General features: G+C 57.9%; 17 protein-coding genes and 1 tRNA gene. 12 read left to right on the forward strand and 6 right to left on the reverse strand.

Annotated elements, in window-relative coordinates; translation table 11 throughout:
• Window positions 1-81 precede the first annotated feature (81 nt).
• Window positions 82-945, reverse strand: coding sequence for a DNA-3-methyladenine glycosylase (locus J4E42_RS13845; RefSeq protein ID WP_207285459.1), 864 nt, complete (start codon window positions 943-945; stop codon window positions 82-84).
• Complete coding sequence (arcD, locus tag J4E42_RS13850) at window positions 942-2,369, reverse strand: arginine-ornithine antiporter (RefSeq protein WP_008027826.1); 1,428 nt, start codon at window positions 2,367-2,369, stop codon at window positions 942-944. Before arcD (J4E42_RS13850) ends, J4E42_RS13845 begins: the two co-directional genes overlap by 4 nt.
• A gap of 458 nt (window positions 2,370-2,827) precedes the next feature.
• Here arcD (J4E42_RS13850) and arcD (J4E42_RS13855) point away from each other — a divergent pair, with 458 nt between their 5' ends.
• From arcD (J4E42_RS13855) to J4E42_RS13910, 12 genes are all read left to right on the forward strand, one after another.
• Window positions 2,828-4,255, forward strand: a complete 1,428-nt coding sequence (gene arcD, locus J4E42_RS13855) for an arginine-ornithine antiporter (RefSeq protein WP_008038651.1) — start codon at window positions 2,828-2,830, stop codon at window positions 4,253-4,255.
• 35 nt (window positions 4,256-4,290) lie between these two features.
• Complete coding sequence (arcA, locus tag J4E42_RS13860; RefSeq protein ID WP_008027822.1) at window positions 4,291-5,547, forward strand: arginine deiminase; 1,257 nt, start codon at window positions 4,291-4,293, stop codon at window positions 5,545-5,547.
• Window positions 5,548-5,616: 69 nt separating this feature from the next.
• A complete protein-coding gene (locus J4E42_RS13865; protein ID WP_008027820.1) occupies window positions 5,617-6,627 on the forward strand; it encodes an ornithine carbamoyltransferase in 1,011 nt (336 codons plus the stop codon).
• 164 nt (window positions 6,628-6,791) lie between these two features.
• On the forward strand, window positions 6,792-7,721 hold the full coding sequence (gene arcC, locus J4E42_RS13870) for a carbamate kinase (RefSeq protein ID WP_008027818.1): 930 nt from the start codon (window positions 6,792-6,794) through the stop codon (window positions 7,719-7,721).
• Between the two features lie 12 nt (window positions 7,722-7,733).
• Complete coding sequence (locus J4E42_RS13875; protein WP_008027817.1) at window positions 7,734-8,096, forward strand: DUF5064 family protein; 363 nt, start codon at window positions 7,734-7,736, stop codon at window positions 8,094-8,096.
• Between the two features lie 202 nt (window positions 8,097-8,298).
• Window positions 8,299-9,807, forward strand: a complete 1,509-nt coding sequence (locus tag J4E42_RS13880; RefSeq protein WP_008027814.1) for a sigma-54-dependent transcriptional regulator — start codon at window positions 8,299-8,301, stop codon at window positions 9,805-9,807.
• Window positions 9,808-10,259: 452 nt separating this feature from the next.
• Window positions 10,260-10,643, forward strand: a complete 384-nt coding sequence (gene gcvH / locus J4E42_RS13885) for a glycine cleavage system protein GcvH (protein WP_008027813.1) — start codon at window positions 10,260-10,262, stop codon at window positions 10,641-10,643.
• Between the two features lie 11 nt (window positions 10,644-10,654).
• Window positions 10,655-13,507 (forward strand): aminomethyl-transferring glycine dehydrogenase, encoded by a 2,853-nt coding sequence (gene gcvP / locus J4E42_RS13890; protein WP_008038654.1) that lies wholly within the window; start codon window positions 10,655-10,657, stop codon window positions 13,505-13,507.
• A gap of 203 nt (window positions 13,508-13,710) precedes the next feature.
• The gene (locus tag J4E42_RS13895) at window positions 13,711-15,087 is read left to right on the forward strand and encodes an L-serine ammonia-lyase (RefSeq protein ID WP_008038656.1); all 1,377 of its coding nucleotides are present in this window, start codon (window positions 13,711-13,713) and stop codon (window positions 15,085-15,087) included.
• Between the two features lie 41 nt (window positions 15,088-15,128).
• The gene (gcvT, locus tag J4E42_RS13900; protein WP_207285460.1) at window positions 15,129-16,253 is read left to right on the forward strand and encodes a glycine cleavage system aminomethyltransferase GcvT; all 1,125 of its coding nucleotides are present in this window, start codon (window positions 15,129-15,131) and stop codon (window positions 16,251-16,253) included.
• Between the two features lie 391 nt (window positions 16,254-16,644).
• Complete coding sequence (locus J4E42_RS13905) at window positions 16,645-16,857, forward strand: cold-shock protein (protein WP_007977299.1); 213 nt, start codon at window positions 16,645-16,647, stop codon at window positions 16,855-16,857.
• Between the two features lie 96 nt (window positions 16,858-16,953).
• On the forward strand, window positions 16,954-17,442 hold the full coding sequence (locus J4E42_RS13910) for an RDD family protein (RefSeq protein WP_008038661.1): 489 nt from the start codon (window positions 16,954-16,956) through the stop codon (window positions 17,440-17,442).
• A gap of 134 nt (window positions 17,443-17,576) precedes the next feature.
• Here J4E42_RS13910 and nadA read toward each other — a convergent pair whose 3' ends face one another.
• The 4 genes from nadA to J4E42_RS13930 form a co-directional block, all read right to left on the reverse strand.
• Window positions 17,577-18,635, reverse strand: coding sequence for a quinolinate synthase NadA (nadA, locus tag J4E42_RS13915; RefSeq protein WP_008027802.1), 1,059 nt, complete (start codon window positions 18,633-18,635; stop codon window positions 17,577-17,579).
• Between the two features lie 285 nt (window positions 18,636-18,920).
• A complete protein-coding gene (locus tag J4E42_RS13920; RefSeq protein WP_207285461.1) occupies window positions 18,921-20,519 on the reverse strand; it encodes a hypothetical protein in 1,599 nt (532 codons plus the stop codon).
• A 142-nt stretch (window positions 20,520-20,661) separates the two neighbouring features.
• On the reverse strand, window positions 20,662-21,801 hold the full coding sequence (gene rffA / locus J4E42_RS13925; RefSeq protein ID WP_008038669.1) for a dTDP-4-amino-4,6-dideoxygalactose transaminase: 1,140 nt from the start codon (window positions 21,799-21,801) through the stop codon (window positions 20,662-20,664).
• Between the two features lie 358 nt (window positions 21,802-22,159).
• Window positions 22,160-22,235, reverse strand: a tRNA-Lys gene (locus J4E42_RS13930).
• Window positions 22,236-22,285: the final 50 nt, after the last annotated feature.

Here is a 22,285-nt window from a genome sequence, read left to right on the forward strand (position 1 = left end):
CCGTCGATCACAAAACCTGTGGGAGCGAGACCGGCTTGCCGGCGATAGCGGTCGAACAGTCACTAAAAATCCCGGATCAGCTCAGTCCGCCCGACTCAGTGATGTCCACAAAAGCTGCGCCGCATACCCTCGACAAGGCCGCCAACCCTCGGCCCGCGCCAACAACTCCCGAGCCGTCACCCGCTCCCCCTCAAGCGCCGACAACGCATTGATCAACCCCACATCCCCACCCGGAAACGCATCCATCTCGCGCAATTGTCGCAAGGCAATGTACTGCGCCGTCCAGTCGCCAATCCCGTGCAACGCCAGCAACCGCGCCACACCACCCTCACGCCCCGGTTCAAACAATAACGGATCATCAAGCAACGCCTGGGCCACACCCGACAACGTCCGGCCCCGGCTTTTCGGCATGCCCAGCGCCGCCAGATCCGCCTGCGCCAATACATCAGCCGCCGGGAACACCTGCGTGATACCGGGCAAAACCGACGCCAAAGGCGGCCCATATTGCACCACCAGTTTCCCCGCCAACCTGATCGCCGCAACCACGCTGATCTGCTGCCCCAACACCGCACGAATCGCCAGTTCCAGACCGTCCCACGTCCCCGGAACTCGCAACCCCGGCCGCTCGGCGATCAACCGCGCCATCAACGGGTCAGCCTCCAGCGGCCGATGAATCGCCGCTAAATCCGCATCCAGATCAAACATCCGCCGCAACCGCGCAACGATCTCCGGCACCGCCGTCGGGTCAGGAAAATCCAGCGTCACTTCCAGCGCATCGCCCGCCACCGGCCTTATCGAAAACGTGCCGTGAGCGCCGTCCAGGCCAATGCTGCGCGAATACACGCCATCCACCACCGTTTCCATTCCCGCCACGGCCCGCGCCGACAAGAAGCCCAGCATCGCCAGCCAGTCATAGGGCGGCTGATAGGCCAGCCGCAACCTCACAACGACAGAAATCCGCTGTACAAGCCATACGCCGCCAAACCGGCGCCGCTGATGACCGCGGTAAATATCCCTTTCTCGATCGCTGTAAACAGCGGTTCACCCTGCTCGCGTTTGGCCTTGGCGAACAGAATCACCCCCGGCGCGTACAACAACGCCGACAGCAGCAAATACTTGACCCCGCCGGCGTACAACAGCCACACCGCATAACTCAGCGCGATGCCGCCGATCAGCAAGTCCTTGGTGCGCTCCGCCGACGCGTGCTCGTACGTTTCGCCGCGCCCGCTCAACAACACCGCATACGCTGCCGACCACAGATACGGCACCAGAATCATCGACGACGCGAGGTAGATCAGGCTGGTGTAAGTCCCGGCGGAAAACAGCGTGATCAGCAGGAAAAGCTGGATCATCACGTTGGTCAGCCACAGCGCATTGACCGGCACATGGTTGGCGTTTTCCTTTTTCAGGAAGGCCGGCATGGTCTTGTCCTTGGCCGTGGCAAAGAGGATTTCGGCACAGAGCAGCGCCCAAGAGAGCAACGCGCCGAGCAGCGAAATCGCCAGGCCAATGCTGATCAACAACGCGCCCCAGGGCCCGACGATATGTTCCAGCACCGCCGCCAGTGACGGGTTCTGCAGGTTGGCCAGTTCCGGTTGGCTCATGATCCCCAACGACAACACGTTCACCAGCACCAACAGCGCCAGCACGCCAATAAAACCGATGACCGTCGCCCGGCCGACATCCGAACGTTTTTCCGCCCGCGCCGAATACACACTGGCGCCCTCGATGCCGATGAACACAAACACGGTGACCAGCATCATGTTGCGCACCTGATCCATCACGCCGCCGAAATTCGGGTTGCTGCGGCCCCAGATGTCACGGGTAAAGATGTCGGCCTTGAACGCCACGGCGGCGATGACGATGAACATGATCAGCGGCACGATCTTGGCCACGGTGGTCAACTGATTGATGAACGTCGCCTCCTTGATCCCGCGCAGCACCAGAAAATGCACGGCCCACAGCAGGACCGAGGCGCAACCGATGGCGATGGGCGTGTTGCCCTGGCCAAACACCGGAAAGAAGTACCCGAGAGTGCTGAACAGCAGAACGAAGTAACCGACGTTGCCCAGCCAGGCGCTGATCCAGTACCCCCACGCGGACGAGAAACCCATGTAGTCGCCGAACCCTGCCTTCGCGTAGGCGTACACCCCGGAATCCAGCTCGGGTTTGCGATTGGCCAGCGTCTGGAACACGAAGGCCAGCGTCAGCATTCCGACGGCGGTGATGGCCCAACCGATCAATATCGCGCCGGCATCGGCACGGGCGGCCATGTTCTGCGGCAAGGAAAAGATCCCGCCGCCAATCATCGATCCAACCACCAGCGCGATCAGTGCGCTCAGGCGAAGTTTTTGCGTCGGTTGCGACATGCCTGCGTCTCCATTTTTCCCGATGTGACCGGGGAATGACCACGGCCGGGAAACCGTCACATGGTTGGTTTTAACTAAATAGGTACAGCGTAATAACGTTTATTAGAAAACGCCAAGTCATGTCCGTTATTTATAGCGGATGATTCTATTAGCGTCTTGGCAAAGAGCGAATTTGTGGGTCAATCTTAATTAATCGATTCCATACCTGAAACCGGCGTCAAAAATTTGCGGAACGCGGAAAACGAACTAGCGTAAAAGTTCCAAGCAATTGGAGTTATTCCTTTTGTATGAGTCGAGGCCTCTGGACCGGGCTTTTCCGGAAATACCGTTATGCCCGGAAAAGGTTCATAAGTCTTTCATTAACAATGGAATGTAGCCATGCACTGATCTAAGTCAGCTGACTGAATTGCTAACAGAACTACTCTGTTGTCTCTCTTCTCCTGCATTGGAGTCATGCAATGTCTGAATCCCCCGGAAAACTGAAACTCGGTGCACTTGTTGCGTTGGTTGTCGGCTCTATGATCGGTGGCGGGATCTTTTCTTTGCCCCAGAACATGGCCGCCAGTGCCGACGTCGGCGCGGTGCTGATCGGTTGGGCCATCACTGCCGTAGGCATGCTGACACTCGCCTTCGTGTTCCAGACACTCGCCAATCGCAAACCTGACTTGGACGGCGGGGTCTACGCGTACGCCAAGGCCGGATTCGGCGACTACATGGGTTTCTCCTCCGCGTGGGGTTACTGGATCAGTGCCTGGCTCGGTAACGTCGGTTACTTCGTCCTGCTGTTCAGCACCCTCGGCTACTTCTTCCCGATCTTCGGCGAAGGCAATACCGTTGCCGCTGTGATTGGTGCATCGCTGCTGCTCTGGGGCGTGCACTTCCTCGTGCTGCGCGGGATCAAGGAAGCGGCGTTCATCAACCTGGTGACCACCGTCGCCAAGGTCGTGCCGCTGCTGCTGTTTGTGCTGATCGCGATCTTCGCCTTCAAGCTCGACATCTTCACCGCTGACATCTGGGGCGTGAAAAACCCCGACCTGGGCAGCGTGATGAACCAGGTGCGCAAAATGATGCTGGTCACCGTCTGGGTGTTCATCGGCATCGAAGGCGCGAGCATCTTCTCGGCGCGGGCGGAAAAGCGCAGCGACGTTGGTAAAGCCACCGTGATCGGCTTCATCACCGTGCTGTTGTTCCTGGTGCTGGTGAACGTGCTGTCGCTGGGCATCATGACCCAACCGGAACTGGCGAAACTGCAGAACCCGTCGATGGCCGCGGTGCTGGAGCACGTGGTCGGTCACTGGGGCGCGGTGCTGATCAGCGTCGGCCTGATCATTTCCCTGCTCGGTGCGTTGCTGTCATGGGTGCTGTTGTGTGCGGAGATCATGTTCGCCGCCGCCAAGGACCACACCATGCCGGAATTCCTGCGCAAGGAGAACGCCAACCATGTGCCGGTCAATGCCTTGTGGCTGACCAACGCGATGGTGCAGCTGTTCCTGATCATCACGTTGTTTTCCGCCAGTACTTACCTGTCGCTGATCTACCTCGCCACTTCAATGATTCTGGTGCCGTATCTGTGGTCCGCGGCTTATGCACTGCTGCTGGCGGTGCGCGGCGAGAGTTATGAAAACGACTCGGGCGAACGCTCGAAGGATTTGCTCATCGGTGCCATCGCGGTGATCTACGCGGTCTGGCTGGTCTACGCAGGGGGCACCAAATACTTGCTGTTGTCTGCCCTGCTCTATGCGCCCGGGGTCATCCTGTTCGCCAAGGCCAAGCGAGAACTCGGCAAACCGATTTTCACCAACGTCGAGAAGCTGATTTTTGCAGCCGTCATCGTGGGCGCCCTGGTGGCAGCTTACGGGCTGTATGACGGCTTCCTGACCCTGTAATACCCGATTGTTTTGTCATCTGGAGGATCACTGTAATGACCACGGAAAAAGTTAAGTACGGCGTACATTCCGAAGCCGGCAAACTGCGCAAAGTCATGGTTTGCTCCCCCGGCCTGGCCCACCAGCGGCTGACCCCGAACAACTGCGACGAACTGCTTTTCGATGATGTGCTGTGGGTCGCCCAGGCCAAGCGTGACCATTTCGATTTCGTCACCAAGATGCGTGAACGCGGGGTCGACGTGCTGGAAATGCACAACCTGCTGACCGACATCGTCGCGATTCCTGAAGCCCTCGACTGGATTCTGGAACGCAAGGTCACCGCCAATTCGGTCGGCTTGGGGTTGATCGATGAAACGAAGTCATGGCTGCGCAGCCTGGAGCCGCGCAAGATCGCTGAGTTCCTGATTGGCGGCGTCTCCGCCGATGACCTGCCGGACAGTTTCGGCGGCAAGACCATCCAGATGTTCCGCGATTTCCTCGGCCACTCCAGCTTCATTCTGCCGCCGCTGCCCAACACCCAGTTCACCCGCGACACCACGTGCTGGATCTACGGCGGCGTGACGCTGAACCCGATGTACTGGCCGGCGCGCCGTCAGGAAACCTTGCTGACCACCGCCATCTACAAATTCCACCCGCAGTTCACCAACGCCGACTTCGAAATCTGGTACGGCGATCCGGACCAGGAACACGGCAGTTCCACCCTTGAAGGCGGCGACGTCATGCCGATCGGCAACGGCGTGGTGTTGATCGGCATGGGCGAACGCTCATCCCGTCAGGCCATCGGCTTGTTGGCCCTGAACCTGTTCAAGAACAAGGCCGTGGAAAAAGTCATCGTCGCGGGTCTGCCGAAGTCCCGCGCAGCCATGCACCTGGACACCGTGTTCAGCTTCTGCGACCGCGACCTGGTGACGATTTTCCCGGAAGTGGTGAACCAGATCGTCGGCTTCACCCTGCGCCCGGATGAAGGCAAACAAGGGGGCATCGACATCCGTCGCGAAGAAGGCAACTTCCTCGACGTGGTGGCCAAGGCATTGAACCTCAAAGCGTTGCGCGTGGTGGAAACCGGCGGCAACAGCTTCGCCGCCGAACGCGAGCAGTGGGACGACGGCAACAACGTGGTGGCCGTGGAACCCGGCGTGGTCATCGGTTATGACCGCAACACCTACACCAACACCCTGCTGCGCAAGGCCGGTGTGGAAGTCATCACCATCAGCGCCGGTGAACTGGGACGCGGCCGTGGCGGCGGCCACTGCATGACCTGCCCGATCATCCGCGACCCTATCGACTACTAAACGACCATCCCCCCGGCCGCACTGACCCGGTAGCGGCCGGGCCGATTACCGAACTCAAGGAGAATCATCATGGCGTTCAACATCCACAACCGTAACCTGCTCAGCCTGGAGCACCACACGCCCCGTGAGCTGCGTTACCTGCTCGACCTGTCCCGTGACCTCAAACGCGCGAAGTACACCGGCACCGAGCAACAACACCTCAAAGGCAACAACATCGCGCTGATCTTCGAAAAAACCTCGACCCGCACCCGTTGCGCCTTCGAAGTCGCGGCCTATGATCAGGGCGCCAATGTCACCTACATCGACCCGAATTCCTCGCAAATCGGCCACAAGGAAAGCATGAAGGACACCGCCCGAGTACTGGGGCGCATGTACGACGCTATCGAATACCGTGGCTTCAAGCAGGAAATCGTCGAAGAACTGGCCAAGTTCGCCGGCGTGCCGGTGTTCAACGGGCTGACCGACGAGTACCACCCGACGCAAATGATCGCCGACGTGCTGACCATGCGTGAACACGCGGACAAGCCGATCCACGAAATCAGCTACGCCTACCTGGGCGACGCGCGCAACAACATGGGCAACTCGCTGCTGCTGATCGGCGCCAAGCTGGGCATGGACGTGCGCATCTGCGCGCCGAAAGCCCTGTGGCCCCTTGATGACCTGGTCTCGCGCTGCAAGAAATACGCGGAAGAAAGCGGCGCCCGCATCACCTTGACCGAAGACCCGAAAGCAGCGGTCAAGGGCGTGGACTTCATCCACACCGACGTTTGGGTGTCGATGGGCGAGCCGGTCGAAGCCTGGGCTGAACGCATCCAGCAACTGTTGCCCTACCAGGTCAACGCGGAACTGATGAAAGCCACCGGCAACCCGCGCACCAAGTTCATGCACTGCCTGCCGGCGTTCCATAACAGTGACACCAAGGTCGGTAAACAGATTGCCGAGCAGTATCCGCACCTGTCCAACGGCATCGAGGTCACCGATGACGTGTTCGAGTCGCCAGCGTGCATCGCCTTCGAGCAAGCGGAAAACCGCATGCACACGATCAAGGCGATCCTGGTGTCGACCCTGGCTGACCTGTAACGGCTGACCCGGTTCCTGCGCTAACCCTGTAGGAGCCGGCTTGCTGGCGATGGCATCACCGCGGTGCATCTGACAGACCGAGGAGATGCCATCGCCAGCAAGCCGGCTCCTACAAGGGTCCGCTCCGGGTCGCTCGCCATCTCTTTGTTTAGAAGGACTGAATCATGCGTATCGTCGTTGCTCTGGGCGGTAACGCCCTGCTCCGCCGTGGTGAACCCATGACCGCGGACAACCAACGCGCCAACATCCGGATCGCCACCGAACAGATCGCCAAGATCCATGCCGGCAACGAACTGGTCATCGCCCACGGCAACGGCCCGCAGGTCGGCCTGCTGTCGTTGCAGGCGGCGGCCTACACCTCGGTGTCGCCTTACCCGCTGGACGTGCTCGGCGCCGAAACCGAAGGCATGATCGGCTACATCATCGAACAGGAACTGGGCAACCTGCTGGACTTCGAAGTGCCCTTCGCCACGCTCCTGACCCAGGTCGAAGTCGACGCCAACGACCCGGCCTTCCAGAACCCGACCAAACCCATCGGCCCGGTGTACGCCAAGGCCGAAGCAGAAAAACTCGCCGCCGAAAAAGGCTGGGCGATTGCCCCGGACGGCGACAAATTCCGCCGCGTGGTGGCCAGCCCGAGACCGAAACGCATCTTCGAAATCCGCCCGATCAAGTGGCTGCTGGAAAAAGGCAGCATCGTGATTTGCGCCGGCGGTGGCGGCATTCCGACCATGTACGGCGCTCATGGCAAGCTGCAAGGCGTGGAAGCGGTGATCGACAAAGACCTGTGCTCGGCGCTGCTGGCCGAACAGCTGGACAGCGATTTGCTGGTGATTGCCACCGACGTCAGCGCGGCCTTCATCGACTACGGTAAACCCACACAAAAGGCCATCGGCCAGGCGCACCCGGACGAAATGGAAAAACTCGGCTTCGCCGCCGGCTCCATGGGACCCAAGGTTCAGGCAGCCTGCGAGTTCGCGCGCCATACTGGAAAGGTCGCGGTGATCGGTTCACTCTCGGACATCGAGGCGATCGTCCAGGGCACGGCCGGCACCCGCATCAGCACGGCAAAACCTGGCATTACTTATTTATAAGGAGAACCGTCAATGGCACAGTTCGAGCCCGGTCACCTGCACATTGAGCGCCATGCACTGACACCGGACGATGTCAGCTACAACGTGCACCTCGACTATGAAGTCAGCAAGAATCCCAAGGGGGAGAAAGGAATTCAGTTCACCCTGCATGGCAGTATTCAAGGAAAGGACGTGAAGGAGCCCTTCTTTCTGCGCAAGGAGGAAGCCTACAACTTCGCCAACAACGTAACGAAAATCGCCGAGAAGTACGGGATTCCGAAGACCCATAGTCAGATCGGCTCGGTCCACAAGCATTACGATCTGATGTTCGAAGACATCCGCAAGCAGCTGGATATGAAATCCGGCGACCCGGTGAACATCGAACACTTCGAATAACCCACGCCCCTGCACAACACAAAACCTGTAGGAGCCAGCTTGCTGGCGATAGCATCGCCTCGGTGAATCAGACAAACCGAGGTGATGCTATCGCCAGCAAGCTGGCTCCTACAGAGTGGCGATCCCATCAGCGGATTTCACCTGAACCCCTCCTCCAAGGCATACTTGCCACCCTCCGCACTCCAGAACCCAATACCGCCCCATGCGTATCCACGTCAGCTTCATCGACCGCGTCGGCATCACCCAGGAAGTCCTGGCCCTGCTCGGTGGGCGCAATCTCAATCTGGATGCGGTGGAAATGGTTCCGCCCAACGTCTACATCGACGCCCCGACCCTGAGCCCGGACGTGCTCGAAGAGCTGCACGACGCCTTGCTCAGCGTGCGCGGCGTGCAGGCGATGACGGTGGTCGACATCCTTCCCGGCCAACGTCGGCACTTGCAACTCGATGCGCTGCTCGCGGCCATGACCGACCCGGTACTGGCCCTGGACAGCGCCGGCAAGGTGCTGCTGGCCAACCCGGCATTGATTGCCTTGTACGGTCGCGAACCGGCCGGTGAAAGTGTCGCTGACCTGTTTGCCGATCCCGCATTGCTCGACGCCCTGCTGGAACATGGCTTTCGTCTGCCGCTGCGGGAGATCACCGTCAACGGCCAGACCTTGTTGCTGGACGCCACGCCGATCACCGACGCCGGCGCCCTGCTGACGCTGTATCAACCGAACCGCATCGGCGAACGCCTCTCGGCGCTGCACCACGACCATGCCGAAGGGTTCGATGCGCTGCTCGGCGAATCCCCGGCGATTCGTACGCTCAAGGCCCGCGCGCAGCGGGTTGCAGCCCTCGATGCGCCGCTGTTGATCCAGGGCGAAACCGGCACCGGCAAAGAACTCGTCGCCCGGGCCTGTCACGCCATCAGCGCGCGGCACAGTTCACCGTTCCTGGCACTGAACTGCGCGGCATTGCCAGAGAACCTCGCCGAAAGCGAGCTGTTCGGCTACGCCCCCGGCGCCTTCACCGGCGCGCAACGGGGCGGCAAGCCGGGGCTGATGGAATTGGCCAACCAGGGCACGGTGTTTCTCGATGAGATCGGCGAAATGTCGCCGTATTTGCAGGCGAAATTGCTGCGTTTCCTCAACGACGGCAGTTTCCGTCGGGTGGGCGGTGATCGTGAAGTGAAGGTCAACGTGCGGATCCTCAGCGCCACGCACCGCGATCTGGAAAAAATGGTCAGCGAAGGCTCGTTCCGCGAAGACCTGTTCTATCGCCTCAACGTGCTCAACGTCGAAGTCCCGCCGCTGCGCGAACGCGGCCAGGACATTCTGCTGCTGGCGCGCTATTTCATGCAGCAGGCCTGCGCGCAGATTCAGCGACCGGTGTGTCGCCTGGCGCCGGGCACTTACCCGGCGTTGCTGGGCAACCGCTGGCCGGGCAACGTGCGGCAACTGCAGAACGTGATCTTTCGCGCCGCGGCGATTTGCGAAAGCAGCCTGGTGGACATCGGCGACCTCGACATCGCCGGCACTTCCGTGGCGCGCCAGAGCGACACAGAAGTCGACAGCCTGGAGCAGGCGATGGAAGAGTTCGAAAAGACCCTGCTGGAAAAACTCTACGTCAGCTACCCCTCCACGCGGCAACTGGCCAGCCGCCTGCAAACCTCCCACACCGCAATTGCCCATCGGTTGCGTAAGTACGGCATTCCCAACAAGCCGTGAGGCTGAGAATACGATCTCGTTCTCAACACAAAACCACTGTAGGAGCGAGCCTGCTCGCGATAGCGGAGTATCAGTCGATACAAATGGTGACTGACCCTCCGCTATCGCGAGCAGGCTCGCTCCCACAGGTTTTGTGTCCAGCCTGAAAGGCTCTTCAAAAACGACCTCCATCTGTACTGAAAGCGCTACAGCGGAACGATATCGATACACCCTCATCGGATCACCGCTGCACAAGGCTTTGATCCACCTATACTTTTTTGTTCGCACTCGACTGTAGCGATTTCGCTACACCGATAAAAAAACCATCCTCAAAACAAACTCCTAACCAATTGATTTATAACAATAAAATCAAATTGGCCGCGAAATTGCTTAGTAACCACTCATAAATCAGGGCTTACGCCCAAGCATTCAATCGCGTCCACCAGACGAGTCTGGCCCCCTTAGGAGTTTCCATGAGCGAGTTGCGTTTTACTGAAGATCACGAATGGCTGCGTACCGAAGCTGATGGCTCCGTCACCGTCGGCATCACCGCTTTCGCGCAGAACGCCTTGGGCGACGTGGTTTTCGTACAACTGCCTGAGCTGCAGTCCTACGACAAAGGCGCAGAAGCCGCCACCGTGGAATCGGTAAAAGCCGCCAGCGGCGTGTACATGCCACTCGACGGTGAAGTGCTGGAAGTGAACCCGGCGCTGGACAGCAGCCCGGAACTGGTCAACGAAGATCCGCTGGGCGAAGGCTGGTTCTTCCGCTTCCAGCCAACTGACGCCTCGGCTGTCGCCAAACTGCTGGATCAGGACGCCTACGACCGTCTGATCAAAGCCAACGCCGAAGCCTGAGGAGCACGCACATGACTCAAATCAATCTGAGCACTGCCAACGAATTCATCGCGCGCCACATCGGCCCGCGTTCCGGCGATGAGCAAGCGATGCTCAACAGCCTCGGTTTCGACTCGCTGGAAGCCCTGAGCGCCAGCGTCATTCCGGACAGCATCAAAGGCACCAGCGTGCTCGGCCTCGAAGACGGCCTGAGCGAAGCCGACGCCCTGGCGTTGATCAAAGGCATCGCTGCCAAGAACCAGCTGTTCAAGACTTACATCGGCCAGGGCTACTACGGCACCCACACACCGTCGCCGATCCTGCGCAACCTGCTGGAAAACCCGGCCTGGTACACCGCCTACACCCCGTACCAGCCAGAAATTTCCCAGGGCCGTCTCGAAGCGCTGTTGAACTTCCAGACCCTGATCAGCGACCTGACCGGCCTGCCGATCGCCAACGCATCGCTGCTCGACGAAGCCACTGCCGCCGCCGAAGCCATGACCTTCTGCAAGCGCCTGAGCAAGAACAAAGGCAGCCACGCGTTCTTCGCCTCCGTGCATTGCCACCCGCAAACCCTCGACGTGCTGCGCACCCGTGCAGAGCCATTGGGCATCGACGTTGTTGTCGGCGACGAGCTTGAACTGACTGACGTGACGCCGTTTTTCGGCGCCCTGCTGCAATACCCGGCCAGCAACGGTGACGTCTTCGACTACCGTGCACTGACCGAGCGTTTCCACGCTGCCAACGCACTGGTTGCCGTCGCTGCCGACCTGCTGGCCCTGACCGTGCTGACCCCGCCGGGCGAGTTCGGTGCCGACGTGGCCATCGGCAGCGCACAACGCTTCGGCGTGCCGCTGGGCTTCGGTGGCCCGCACGCGGCTTACTTCTCTACCAAAGATGCGTTCAAGCGCGACATGCCGGGCCGTCTGGTCGGTGTCTCCGTGGACCGTTTCGGCAAGCCGGCCCTGCGCCTGGCCATGCAGACCCGCGAGCAACACATCCGCCGCGAGAAGGCCACCAGCAACATCTGCACCGCGCAGGTTCTACTGGCCAACATCGCCAGCATGTACGCCGTGTATCACGGCCCGAAAGGCCTGACGCAAATTGCCAACCGCATTCATCACCTGACCGCGATCCTCGCCAAGGGCTTGAGCGCACTGGGCCTGACCGTCGAGCAAGCCAGCTTCTTCGACACCCTGACCCTGAACACCGGCGCCAACACCGCCAAACTGCATGACAAGGCGCGTGCGCAGCAGATCAACCTGCGCGTAGTCGATGGCGAGCGTCTGGGCCTGTCCCTCGACGAAACCACTTCGCAAGCTGACGTCGAAACCCTGTGGGCCTTGTTCGCCGACGGCAAAGCACTGCCGGACTTCGCTGCTATCGCAGCAGCAGTGGTCAGCGCGATCCCTGCTGCGCTGGTCCGCCAATCGCCGATCCTCAGCCACCCGGTGTTCAATCGTTATCACTCGGAAACCGAGCTGATGCGCTACCTGCGCAAGCTCGCCGACAAGGACCTGGCCCTGGATCGCACCATGATCCCGCTGGGTTCGTGCACCATGAAACTCAACGCCGCCAGCGAAATGATCCCGGTGACCTGGGCTGAGTTCGGTGCCCTGCACCCGTTCGCCCCAGCCGAGCAAAGCGCCGGCTACCAGCAACTGACCGACGAACTGGAAGCGATGCTCTGCGCCGCCACCGGTTACGACTCGATCTCGCTGCAACCGAACGCCGGTTCGCAAGGTGAATACGCCGGTCTGCTGGCCATTCGTGCTTACCACCAGAGCCGTGGCGAAGACCGTCGCGACATCTGCCTGATCCCGTCGTCCGCCCACGGCACCAACCCGGCCACCGCCAACATGGCTGGCATGCGCGTGGTCGTGACCGCCTGCGACGCCCGTGGCAACGTCGACATCGAAGACCTGCGCGCCAAGGCCATCGAGCACCGCGAACACCTCGCTGCGCTGATGATCACTTACCCGTCGACCCACGGCGTGTTCGAAGAAGGCATCCGCGAAATCTGCGGCATCATTCATGACAACGGCGGCCAGGTGTACATCGACGGCGCCAACATGAACGCGATGGTCGGCCTCTGCGCGCCGGGCAAGTTCGGCGGCGACGTGTCCCACCTGAACCTGCACAAAACCTTCTGCATCCCTCACGGTGGTGGCGGCCCGGGCGTCGGCCCGATCGGCGTGAAATCGCACCTGACCCCGTTCCTGCCGGGCCACGCCCAGATGGATCGCAAGGAAGGCGCGGTCTGCGCAGCACCGTTCGGCAGCGCGAGCATTCTGCCGATCACCTGGATGTACATTCGCATGATGGGTGGCGCGGGTCTCAAGCGTGCATCGCAGTTGGCGATCCTCAATGCCAACTACATTTCCCGTCGCCTCGAAGAGCACTATCCAGTGCTGTACACCGGCAGCAACGGCCTGGTTGCGCACGAATGCATCCTCGACCTGCGTCCGTTGAAAGACAGCAGTGGCATCAGCGTCGATGACGTTGCCAAGCGCCTGATCGACTTCGGCTTCCACGCCCCGACCATGTCGTTCCCGGTCGCCGGCACGCTGATGATCGAGCCGACCGAAAGCGAATCCAAGGAAGAACTGGACCGCTTCTGCGACGCCATGATCCGCATCCGCGAAGAAATCCGCGCAGTGGAAAACGGCACCCTGGACAAGGACGACAACCCGCTGAAAAACGCCCCGCACACTGCGGCGGAACTGGTCGGCGAGTGGTCCCATCCGTACAGCCGTGAGCAAGCGGTGTACCCGGTCGCGTCGTTGATCGAAGGCAAATACTGGCCGCCGGTCGGTCGCGTCGACAACGTCTTCGGTGATCGCAACCTGGTTTGCGCTTGCCCGTCGATCGAAAGCTACGCTTAAACCAATAAGGGGCGGGTTCGCTCGCCCCCATTTAGCAGAACGCCACAAAACCCTGTAGGAGCTGGCTTGCCAGCGATGAGGGCCTGACCGTCACCACAGAGGTGACTGACGGATCGTCATCGCCGGCAAGCCAGCTCCTACAGGGACCGTGTCTAGTCACAAGATTCTCGCCAATTCCTATAACAAGAAACCGGAGAACAACCATGTCGTTAAGCGTGTTCGACCTGTTCAAGATTGGCATCGGCCCCTCCAGCTCCCATACCGTCGGCCCGATGCGCGCTGCTGCGCGTTTCGTCGAAGGTTTGCGCCGTGAAGGGCTGCTGGCCGCGACCACCTGCGTCAAAGTCGAGCTCTACGGCTCGCTCGGCGCCACCGGCAAGGGCCATGGCAGCGACAAGGCTGTGCTGCTCGGTCTGGAAGGTGAACACCCGGACACCGTGAACACCGAAACCGTCGCCGCCCGTCTGCAAGACATTCGTGGCAACGGTCGCTTGAACCTGCTCGGCGAACACAGCATTGCGTTCAACGAGAAAGAACACCTGGCGATGATCCGCAAACCGCTGGCCTATCACCCCAACGGCATGATCTTCCGCGCATTCGACGCGGCGGGCCTGCAGATCCGCAGCCGCGAGTACTACTCGGTCGGCGGCGGTTTCGTCGTCGATGAAGACGCCGCCGGCGCCGACCGCATCGTCGAAGACGCCACGCCCCTGACCTTCCCGTTCAAAAGCGCCAAGGACCTGCTCACTCATTGCACCACTTACGGCCTGTCCATCAGCCAGGTGATGCTGACCAACGAAAGCGCCTGGCGCCCGGAAGCGGAAACCCGCGCCGGCCTGCTGAAAATCTGGCAAGTGATGCAGGATTGCGTCGACGCCGGTTGCCGCAACGAAGGCATCCTGCCCGGCGGTTTGAAGGTCAAGCGGCGGGCGGCAGCGCTGCATCGGCAACTGTGCAAAAACCCCGAATCGTCGCTGCGTGATCCGTTGTCGGTGCTGGACTGGGTCAACCTGTACGCCTTGGCGGTCAACGAAGAAAACGCCAATGGCGGACGCGTGGTCACCGCGCCGACCAACGGCGCGGCGGGCATCGTCCCGGCGGTTTTGCACTACTACATGCGCTTCATCCCCGGCGCCAACGAAGACGGCGTCGTACGTTTTCTGCTGACGGCTGCCGCCATCGGCATTCTCTATAAAGAAAACGCCTCGATCTCCGGCGCAGAAGTCGGTTGTCAGGGTGAAGTCGGCGTGGCCTGTTCGATGGCAGCCGGCGCGTTGTGCGAAGTGCTTGGCGGCACCGTGCAGCAAGTGGAAAACGCCGCCGAAATCGGCATGGAACACAACCTCGGCCTGACCTGCGACCCGATCGGTGGGCTGGTGCAAGTGCCTTGCATCGAGCGCAACGCCATGGGTTCGGTGAAAGCCATCAATGCGGTACGCATGGCCCTGCGCGGCGACGGTCAACACTTCGTCTCGCTCGACAAGGTCATCCGCACCATGCGCCAGACCGGCGCCGACATGAAAAGCAAATACAAGGAAACCGCCCGTGGCGGTTTGGCGGTCAACATTATCGAGTGCTGATGCGCGCTCTCTGCATCTGCACACTTTTTCAGGAGCTGGATATGTCCACCGAACAACTGTTGAAAACCCCGTTGCACGCACTGCACATCGAACTCGGCGCCCGCATGGTGCCGTTTGCCGGCTATGACATGCCGGTGCAGTACCCGCTGGGCGTCATGAAGGAACACCAGCACACCCGTGACCAGGCCGGGCTGTTCGATGTTTCGCACATGGGCCAGATCCGCCTGACCGGCGCCAATGCCGCCAAGGCCCTGGAAACCCTGGTGCCGGTGGACATTATCGACCTGCCAGTGGGCATGCAGCGCTACGCCATGTTCACTAACGAGACGGGCGGCATCCTCGATGACCTGATGGTCGCCAACCTCGGTAACGACGAACTGTTCCTGGTGGTCAACGCCGCCTGCAAGGATCAGGACCTCGCGCACCTGCGCAAACACATCGGCGACCAATGCACCATCGAGCCGCTGTTCGAAGAGCGCGCACTGCTGGCCCTGCAAGGTCCGGCCGCCGTCACGGTGCTCGCGCGCCTGGCGCCGGAAGTGGCGAAAATGACGTTCATGCAGTTCGCCCGCGTGAAGCTGCTGGGCGCGGACTGCTTTGTCAGCCGCTCGGGTTACACCGGCGAAGACGGTTTCGAAATCTCCGTGCCGGCAGCCAATGCCGAAGCGTTGGCCCGCGCCCTGCTGGCCGAACCGGAAGTCGCGGCCATTGGCCTGGGCGCTCGTGATTCGCTGCGTCTGGAAGCCGGCCTGTGCCTCTACGGCCACGATATGAACACCGACACCACTCCGATTGAAGCGAGCCTGCTGTGGGCCATCTCCAAGCCTCGACGTGCCGATGGCGCGCGGGCCGGCGGCTTCCCTGGCGCTGAAACCGTGTTCGCCCAGCAGCAAGCCGGTGTCAGCCGCAAGCGCGTAGGCCTGTTACCGCAGGAACGCACACCCGTGCGCGAGGGTGCAGAAATCGTCAACGAAGCAGGCGAGATCATCGGTAGCGTTTGCAGCGGCGGTTTCGGTCCGACCTTGAGCGGTCCTTTGGCCATGGGTTACCTCGACAGCGCATACATCGCCATCGACACACCTGTGTTCGCAATTGTTCGTGGGAAAAAGGTACCTTTGCTTGTAAGCAAAATGCCATTCGTTGCACAACGCTACTATCGCGGTTGATTGACTGTTTCTATAAGTAACGCGGTTGCGTTAACAGTGCACTAATGTGTAACGCAACCGCCATAAAACAGTGCAAGCTTTCGTTTATGAACGCTGCTTATAACAATCGAAAACAATTGAACCGCCGCATCGAATAAGCCGGAACTAGTGAAACACTAATGGCCAGCAACCTGAGTAAAACCGGGCCTCTCACAGGGCTTGTTTTTTCTCCCGTAGTTGGCGTAGAGTTTGTTCACTGTGTTTGCATGGGTCGCTTGGAATCGTGACCTGGGCAGTAGCCTACAAGTTAGCTACATCCCGTTCGACGTCTTCTTACTCTCCTGCAACCAGCCCCAGTACTCTTTCATGAGAAGGAGACTGTCATTAATTTTTGCGTCAAAGGAAATAAGAAATGTCCCAACGTCAGAGCGGTACCGTCAAGTGGTTTAACGACGAGAAAGGTTTTGGTTTTATCACTCCAGAAAGCGGTCCGGATCTGTTCGTGCATTTCCGCGCTATTCAGGGCAACGGCTTCAAGAGCCTGAAAGAAGGCCAGAAAGTGACCTTCATCGCCGTGCAAGGCCAGAAAGGCATGCAGGCTGACGAAGTACAAGCAGAAGCCTAACCTTCTGTTACGAAAAAGCCCCTGATGCTGACATCAGGGGCTTTTTTGTGCGCGTAAATCCGTAAAATGGCTTCTTTTTCCGTCGAGAGCCCTGCCATGTCGAAACACCTGCTCAACCCTCAGGGCGACTTTCCCGCCGCGACCCTGGGCCGTCGCCTGGCAGCGATGTTCTATGACTTTCTGTTGTGCACTGCCCTGCTGATCGTCACCAGCGGCCTCTACAAGATGATCCAGATGGCGATCATCGGCGAAGACAAAATGCGCACCTTGACCGAAGCCGGCGCACTGGACGGTGATCCGTTGCTGTCGACGGTGTTGTTGTTCGTGCTGTTCGGCTTCTTCGCCAAGTTCTGGACCTGGTCCGGGCAGACCCTGGGCATGCAGGTATGGTGCATCCGCGTGCAGAACGCCGATGGCTCATCCATCAGCCTGTGGCAGGCACTGCTGCGTTTTGTCGTGTCGATCGCATCCTTGCTGTGCGTCGGCCTTGGATTCATCTGGTCGTTGTTCGACAAACAGAAACGTAGCTGGCATGACATCTATTCGGGCACCCAGCTGGTGCGGATCCCGAAGAAGACCAAATAATCGGATAGCGTAAAACCATTGTGGGAGCGAGCCTGCTCGCGATGACGGAGTGTCAGCCGACATTAATGTTTGCTGACATTCCGCCATCGCGAGCAGGCTCGCTCCCACAGGTTTTTCAATTTGCCTGACAGCTATCAGGCGTTCCCGGCCAGCTTCATCCGCGCAGCCTGAGTGAAGTCGAGCATCCGCTTCAACGGGCGAATCGCCTGAGGGATCAACGCCGGATCGACAAAGATCTCGTTCGCCCCTTCCTTCAAGGCCTTCAGCGTGCGCTCAAGCGTATTCATCGCCATCCACGGGCAGTGCGCGCAACTGCGGCACGCCGCGCCGTTACCCGCTGTTGGCGCCTCGATGAACACCTTGTCCGGGCACAACTGCTGCATCTTGTAGAAGATGCCACGGTCGGTGGCAACGATAAGCGTCTTGTTCGGCAGGCTCTGCGCCGCTGCGATCAACTGACTGGTGGAACCGACAGCGTCCGCCAGCTCGATCACCGAGGTCGGTGATTCCGGGTGCACCAGAATCGCCGCGTCCGGGTACAGCGCTTTCATGTCTTCGAGCTGCTTGGACTTGAACTCTTCGTGAACGATGCAGGCCCCGTCCCACAGCAACATGTCCGCACCGGTCTGGCGCTGAATGTAGGTGCCCAGGTGCTTGTCCGGGCCCCAGATGATCGTTTCGCCGTTATCCATCAGGCTTTCAACGATCTCCAGCGCACAACTTGAGGTCACAACCCAGTCCGCCCGGGCCTTGACCGCTGCAGAGGTGTTGGCATACACCACCACGGTACGTTCCGGGTGCTGATCGCAGAACGCCGAGAACTCGTCCACCGGGCAACCCAGGTCCAGCGAACAGGTCGCTTCCAGGGTCGGCATCAGCACACGTTTTTCAGGGTTGAGGATCTTGGCGGTTTCGCCCATGAATTTCACACCGGCGACCACAACGGTCTTGGCCGGGTGAGCATTGCCGAAACGGGCCATCTCCAGCGAGTCGGAGACACAGCCACCGGTTTCTTCAGCCAGGGCTTGAATAACCGGATCACAATAGAAGTGTGCAACCAGCACCGCGTCCTGAGCCTTGAGCTCGGCAGCAATGGCAGCGCGATAATAGGCCTCTTCCTCGACCGTCAGCGGCTTGGGCTGCTTGGCGTCGAGGTGGGCTTGAACCAGAAGGCGTTCGGAAATCTGCGTCATGTTCGCAAGACCTGCAAGCGCTTACGCGCGAAAGTCGAGTATACACCCGGCTCCAGACCCTTCAGGGGTACCGCCGGGAAAGTGAGTATTCATCAGGCATGGACAGCGTTGAAGCTGCGCAAGGCTACAGAATATCCCCTGGAGACAAAAGACCATTTCAAGCTGATTCCGATACACAACGCCTTGCCGGTCATGATTCTTGAAGCGAGAAATCTGCCAGTACTAACAGATTGAGTGGTGGCGGACGATTAAAAACCCGGCCACCACCGCTTTTCGGTGCACGAATCAAAATAACTTGATGGTGATCCAGCCGTTATCCTTGAATTGAGCATCTAGCACTTTGACATCCCCATCCATGGGCAGTTTTTTGCAAATCACGTTTGCGGGGAAATCCCTTTGCTTTTCAAGCGGCACATACTTCTGTCCCGAAAACGCTTTGATCGAAGCGTCAAAATAGTCAACTTTCAACGATGAATCGCCTTGTGAACGGCTCTTCAAAGTATCGGCAACTGTTTCCATTCGTTCAAGAACAGCACGGCATCCGTTAGCAACCAAAGGAAAGTTGTACTGATAGGAGAATAGTGGCACCGCCATCATCGAAACCGAGTAAGGCAGCTTGGCAGACAAATCACTGTCTTGAATAACGATCGACATCGGATCGTCTGAGGCCGCCTTATATTCTTCAACCGATTTGAACTGCAAACCACGGAAATACGTGTACTCCAGTTCACTGAAGTTGAACCCATAAGCCTTGAACGTAAGATATAAAATAATCGAGGCGACAGCAAAACAAGCAAGCCTCGCACCGTTGATCGCATGACACCTTAGAAAATCAAGAAAAATAATTATTGCCACCCCAGCCACAAGACTGGTGGAGTAATCAATATAATTCTTGTACGACAGCATAATCCCAGAGACAACGTGCACATTACAAACAAGGAACAACGAAAGAGCAATAAAAAACTGGCTATATACATGCCAAGTGTCTTTTATCGCGTATCGACGGGAAAGAGCAATCTGAACCAAGAAAAAACCAAGCGCTACAAGGCCGGAAACTGGCAACATCGGCACATGGCTTTTTATATAACCATCCGACATCGCGGAAATAAATGGATCCTTTGACAAAAACAGAAAATCAAAAAACATAAAACCGAAAGACAAAGCCAAATAAGACGCCACGCAGGCGATACCTATTCGCAAATAGCTCAGGCTCTTATTAAAGAACCATGAATGCAGCAAGATAAAACCACAGACGAGGAAGTACGCATAAGATACCCCAACATAGAAATATAACAACGGCAACAACACAAACAAACAAAGCAAGCGCCCGGTTTTTAAAAAAGCCGAAACCGCCAGCACAACAAAAAAATATGACAGTTGTGGCTCCGGCGTTCTCAACGCTGATTGGTAATATTCCCAGCCGTAACCGAATACACCATAATCCCTGGTCAGATGCGCTATAAGCGGATTACCGAAATTAAAAATAATGGGAGAAAACAAAACTATCGCTGCGTATATCAACGCCCGCCCATAGTTGACATTCAACCGACGAAGAATAAATACAAGCAAGAAAAATGTGGCTGGCGTCAAGAGACAATCAAACAGAATATTGATTTCCCCCCCACTCAACCCGAGATTTTGTAGGGTATAAACGATCGCCCCGGATGCCCAATACCCAGGCACTGTCAAAGAACCCAATGCGCCTTGATAGCTTAGATAAGTCTCCTCATCCCAGGCGTTTACATAGATGAAATTGACAGATTCAAAGTAGGCGTAAATCATGGGAAAGGCGTAAGACAAATATGCCAGCACCACAAAAACTATCTTCAGAGCCAAACTGGCCGAAATTCTTTCAGATACCTGCTTTAGCACCGCAAAAAACATAATGTCTAAATCTCTGTTATGAATACGAACTTCAATATGCCTGTTCCGGAGATATCAACCTCACGCACCATAGGCACGGATGCCACGAATGGCACCCTGTTCGCCATTGAATCTCACTGCAACTCTTCACAAAACACGTAGATTAACTAATAGCCCGCGCCAAGACGTCCACGACTTTATCTTGCTGCTCTGGTGCCAAGCCGACCCAAAGAGGTAGTCGCAATAAAGACTCTGAAAGTGCATCCGTATTGTCCATGGAACCATGAACTCGTCCGTAGCGCAGGCCGCCTGGTGACGAATGAAGAGGAACATAATGGAATACTGCGGATATATCGTTTTGCTTCAACGCTTCCAGGACAGCCTGTCGATCAACACCTGGCGCCAGCAACACGTAGTACATATGCGCATTGTGCTGACAGTCTTCCGGCACAATTGGACGACGCAACAAGCCCTTTTGCTCCAAAGGAGCAAGGGCAGCATGATAGTAGTCCCAGACTGCCAATCGTCGATCGGTGATACTTTTGGCCTCTTCCAGTTGAGCCCAAAGAAATGCGGCAATCAACTCTCCTGGCAAAAATGAAGAACCTACTTCCTGCCAGGTATATTTATCTACCAGCCCACGAAAGAAGCGACTGCGATCAGTGCCTTTCTCACGAATAATTTCAGCGCGCAACGAAAGCTGTGGTTCGTTAACTAAAAGCGCACCGCCCTCACCCGAAATCACATTCTTTGTTTCGTGAAAGCTGAATGCACCGAGATCACCAATACTCCCAAGTGCACGCCCCTTATAGCTGGACATTACACCCTGTGCAGCATCCTCCACTACTTTGAGACCATGCTTACGAGCAATATGCATGATCGTATCCATCTCACAGGACACGCCCGCATAATGAACAGGAACAATAGCTTTGGTCCGGGGAGTAATGGCTGCTTCAATCAGCTTCTCATCCAGATTCAATGTATCTTTACGAATATCCACAAATACAGGGATCGCACCGCGCAGTACAAAGGCATTGGCGGTTGAAACGAACGTATAGGACGGCAAGATCACTTCATCGCCAGGCTGTATATCCAGCAACAATGCAGCCATTTCAAGTGCGGCGGTGCACGAATGAGTGAGGAGCGCGGTATTACAGCCCGTGCTTTGTTCAATCCATTGATGACAACGCTTGGTGAAGGAGCCATCACCCGCCAGCATATTCCCAAACTTGGCTTCTGCGATGTAGTACAGCTCTTTACCCGTCATGTATGGACGATTGAAGAGTATTTTTTCAGTGCTCATGCCTGCTCCGACTGGGTAAGTTTTGGCCTTGGCTCATTAGGTTTTCGGAGTTTCAATGAAAACCACGGTGAGAAAAAGTTGAAACCCTATTGCCTGGACGGCAGAAGGAGAGCCCCGATCCGGGCTTTCATCTCTTTATGTCTCTGCCAATTCCACTTTGTCACAGTATGTCAGATGAGCCTGTCATTCTGAACATCCATGTCGAAAATGGCGCCTGCCATGGCCCTTACGAAGTCACACGCCTACGAAAGCCATACACCTCTGCTCCGTCCGCGCCGCGCACTTTCTTCCAGGCAAAAAAAAATCCGGAAATCCTCACTTTCGTGGGCCTTCCAGACTTTTAAAACTGCTATAAAAATGGTGGGTCGTGTGGGATTCGAACCTACGACCAATTGGTTAAAAGCCAACTGCTCTACCAACTGAGCTAACGACCCGCTGTGTGGTGGCGCGTATAATACTGATTTTTAAGGACTATTCAACACCT

Origin of the sequence: Pseudomonas sp. FW300-N2A2 (assembly GCF_017351735.1) — a bacterium.
Taxonomy (GTDB): domain Bacteria; phylum Pseudomonadota; class Gammaproteobacteria; order Pseudomonadales; family Pseudomonadaceae; genus Aquipseudomonas; species Aquipseudomonas migulae.

Excerpts from the sequence above, each read along its gene's own strand:
- arcD (WP_008038651.1), top strand. The coding sequence starts at position 2,828 with ATGTCTGAATCCCCCGGAAAACTGAAACTCGGTGCACTTGTTGCGTTG.
- J4E42_RS13910 (WP_008038661.1), top strand. The coding sequence starts at position 16,954 with ATGTCGAAACACCTGCTCAACCCTCAGGGCGACTTTCCCGCCGCGACC.
- J4E42_RS13880 (WP_008027814.1), top strand. The coding sequence starts at position 8,299 with ATGCGTATCCACGTCAGCTTCATCGACCGCGTCGGCATCACCCAGGAA.
- gcvT (WP_207285460.1), top strand. The coding sequence starts at position 15,129 with ATGTCCACCGAACAACTGTTGAAAACCCCGTTGCACGCACTGCACATC.
- arcA (WP_008027822.1), top strand. The coding sequence starts at position 4,291 with ATGACCACGGAAAAAGTTAAGTACGGCGTACATTCCGAAGCCGGCAAA.
- arcD (WP_008027826.1), bottom strand. The coding sequence starts at position 2,369 with ATGTCGCAACCGACGCAAAAACTTCGCCTGAGCGCACTGATCGCGCTG.
- arcC (WP_008027818.1), top strand. The coding sequence starts at position 6,792 with ATGCGTATCGTCGTTGCTCTGGGCGGTAACGCCCTGCTCCGCCGTGGT.
- gcvH (WP_008027813.1), top strand. The coding sequence starts at position 10,260 with ATGAGCGAGTTGCGTTTTACTGAAGATCACGAATGGCTGCGTACCGAA.
- J4E42_RS13875 (WP_008027817.1), top strand. The coding sequence starts at position 7,734 with ATGGCACAGTTCGAGCCCGGTCACCTGCACATTGAGCGCCATGCACTG.
- J4E42_RS13920 (WP_207285461.1), bottom strand. The coding sequence starts at position 20,519 with ATGTTTTTTGCGGTGCTAAAGCAGGTATCTGAAAGAATTTCGGCCAGT.
- J4E42_RS13865 (WP_008027820.1), top strand. The coding sequence starts at position 5,617 with ATGGCGTTCAACATCCACAACCGTAACCTGCTCAGCCTGGAGCACCAC.
- rffA (WP_008038669.1), bottom strand. The coding sequence starts at position 21,801 with ATGAGCACTGAAAAAATACTCTTCAATCGTCCATACATGACGGGTAAA.
- nadA (WP_008027802.1), bottom strand. The coding sequence starts at position 18,635 with ATGACGCAGATTTCCGAACGCCTTCTGGTTCAAGCCCACCTCGACGCC.
- gcvP (WP_008038654.1), top strand. The coding sequence starts at position 10,655 with ATGACTCAAATCAATCTGAGCACTGCCAACGAATTCATCGCGCGCCAC.
- J4E42_RS13895 (WP_008038656.1), top strand. The coding sequence starts at position 13,711 with ATGTCGTTAAGCGTGTTCGACCTGTTCAAGATTGGCATCGGCCCCTCC.
- J4E42_RS13905 (WP_007977299.1), top strand. The coding sequence starts at position 16,645 with ATGTCCCAACGTCAGAGCGGTACCGTCAAGTGGTTTAACGACGAGAAA.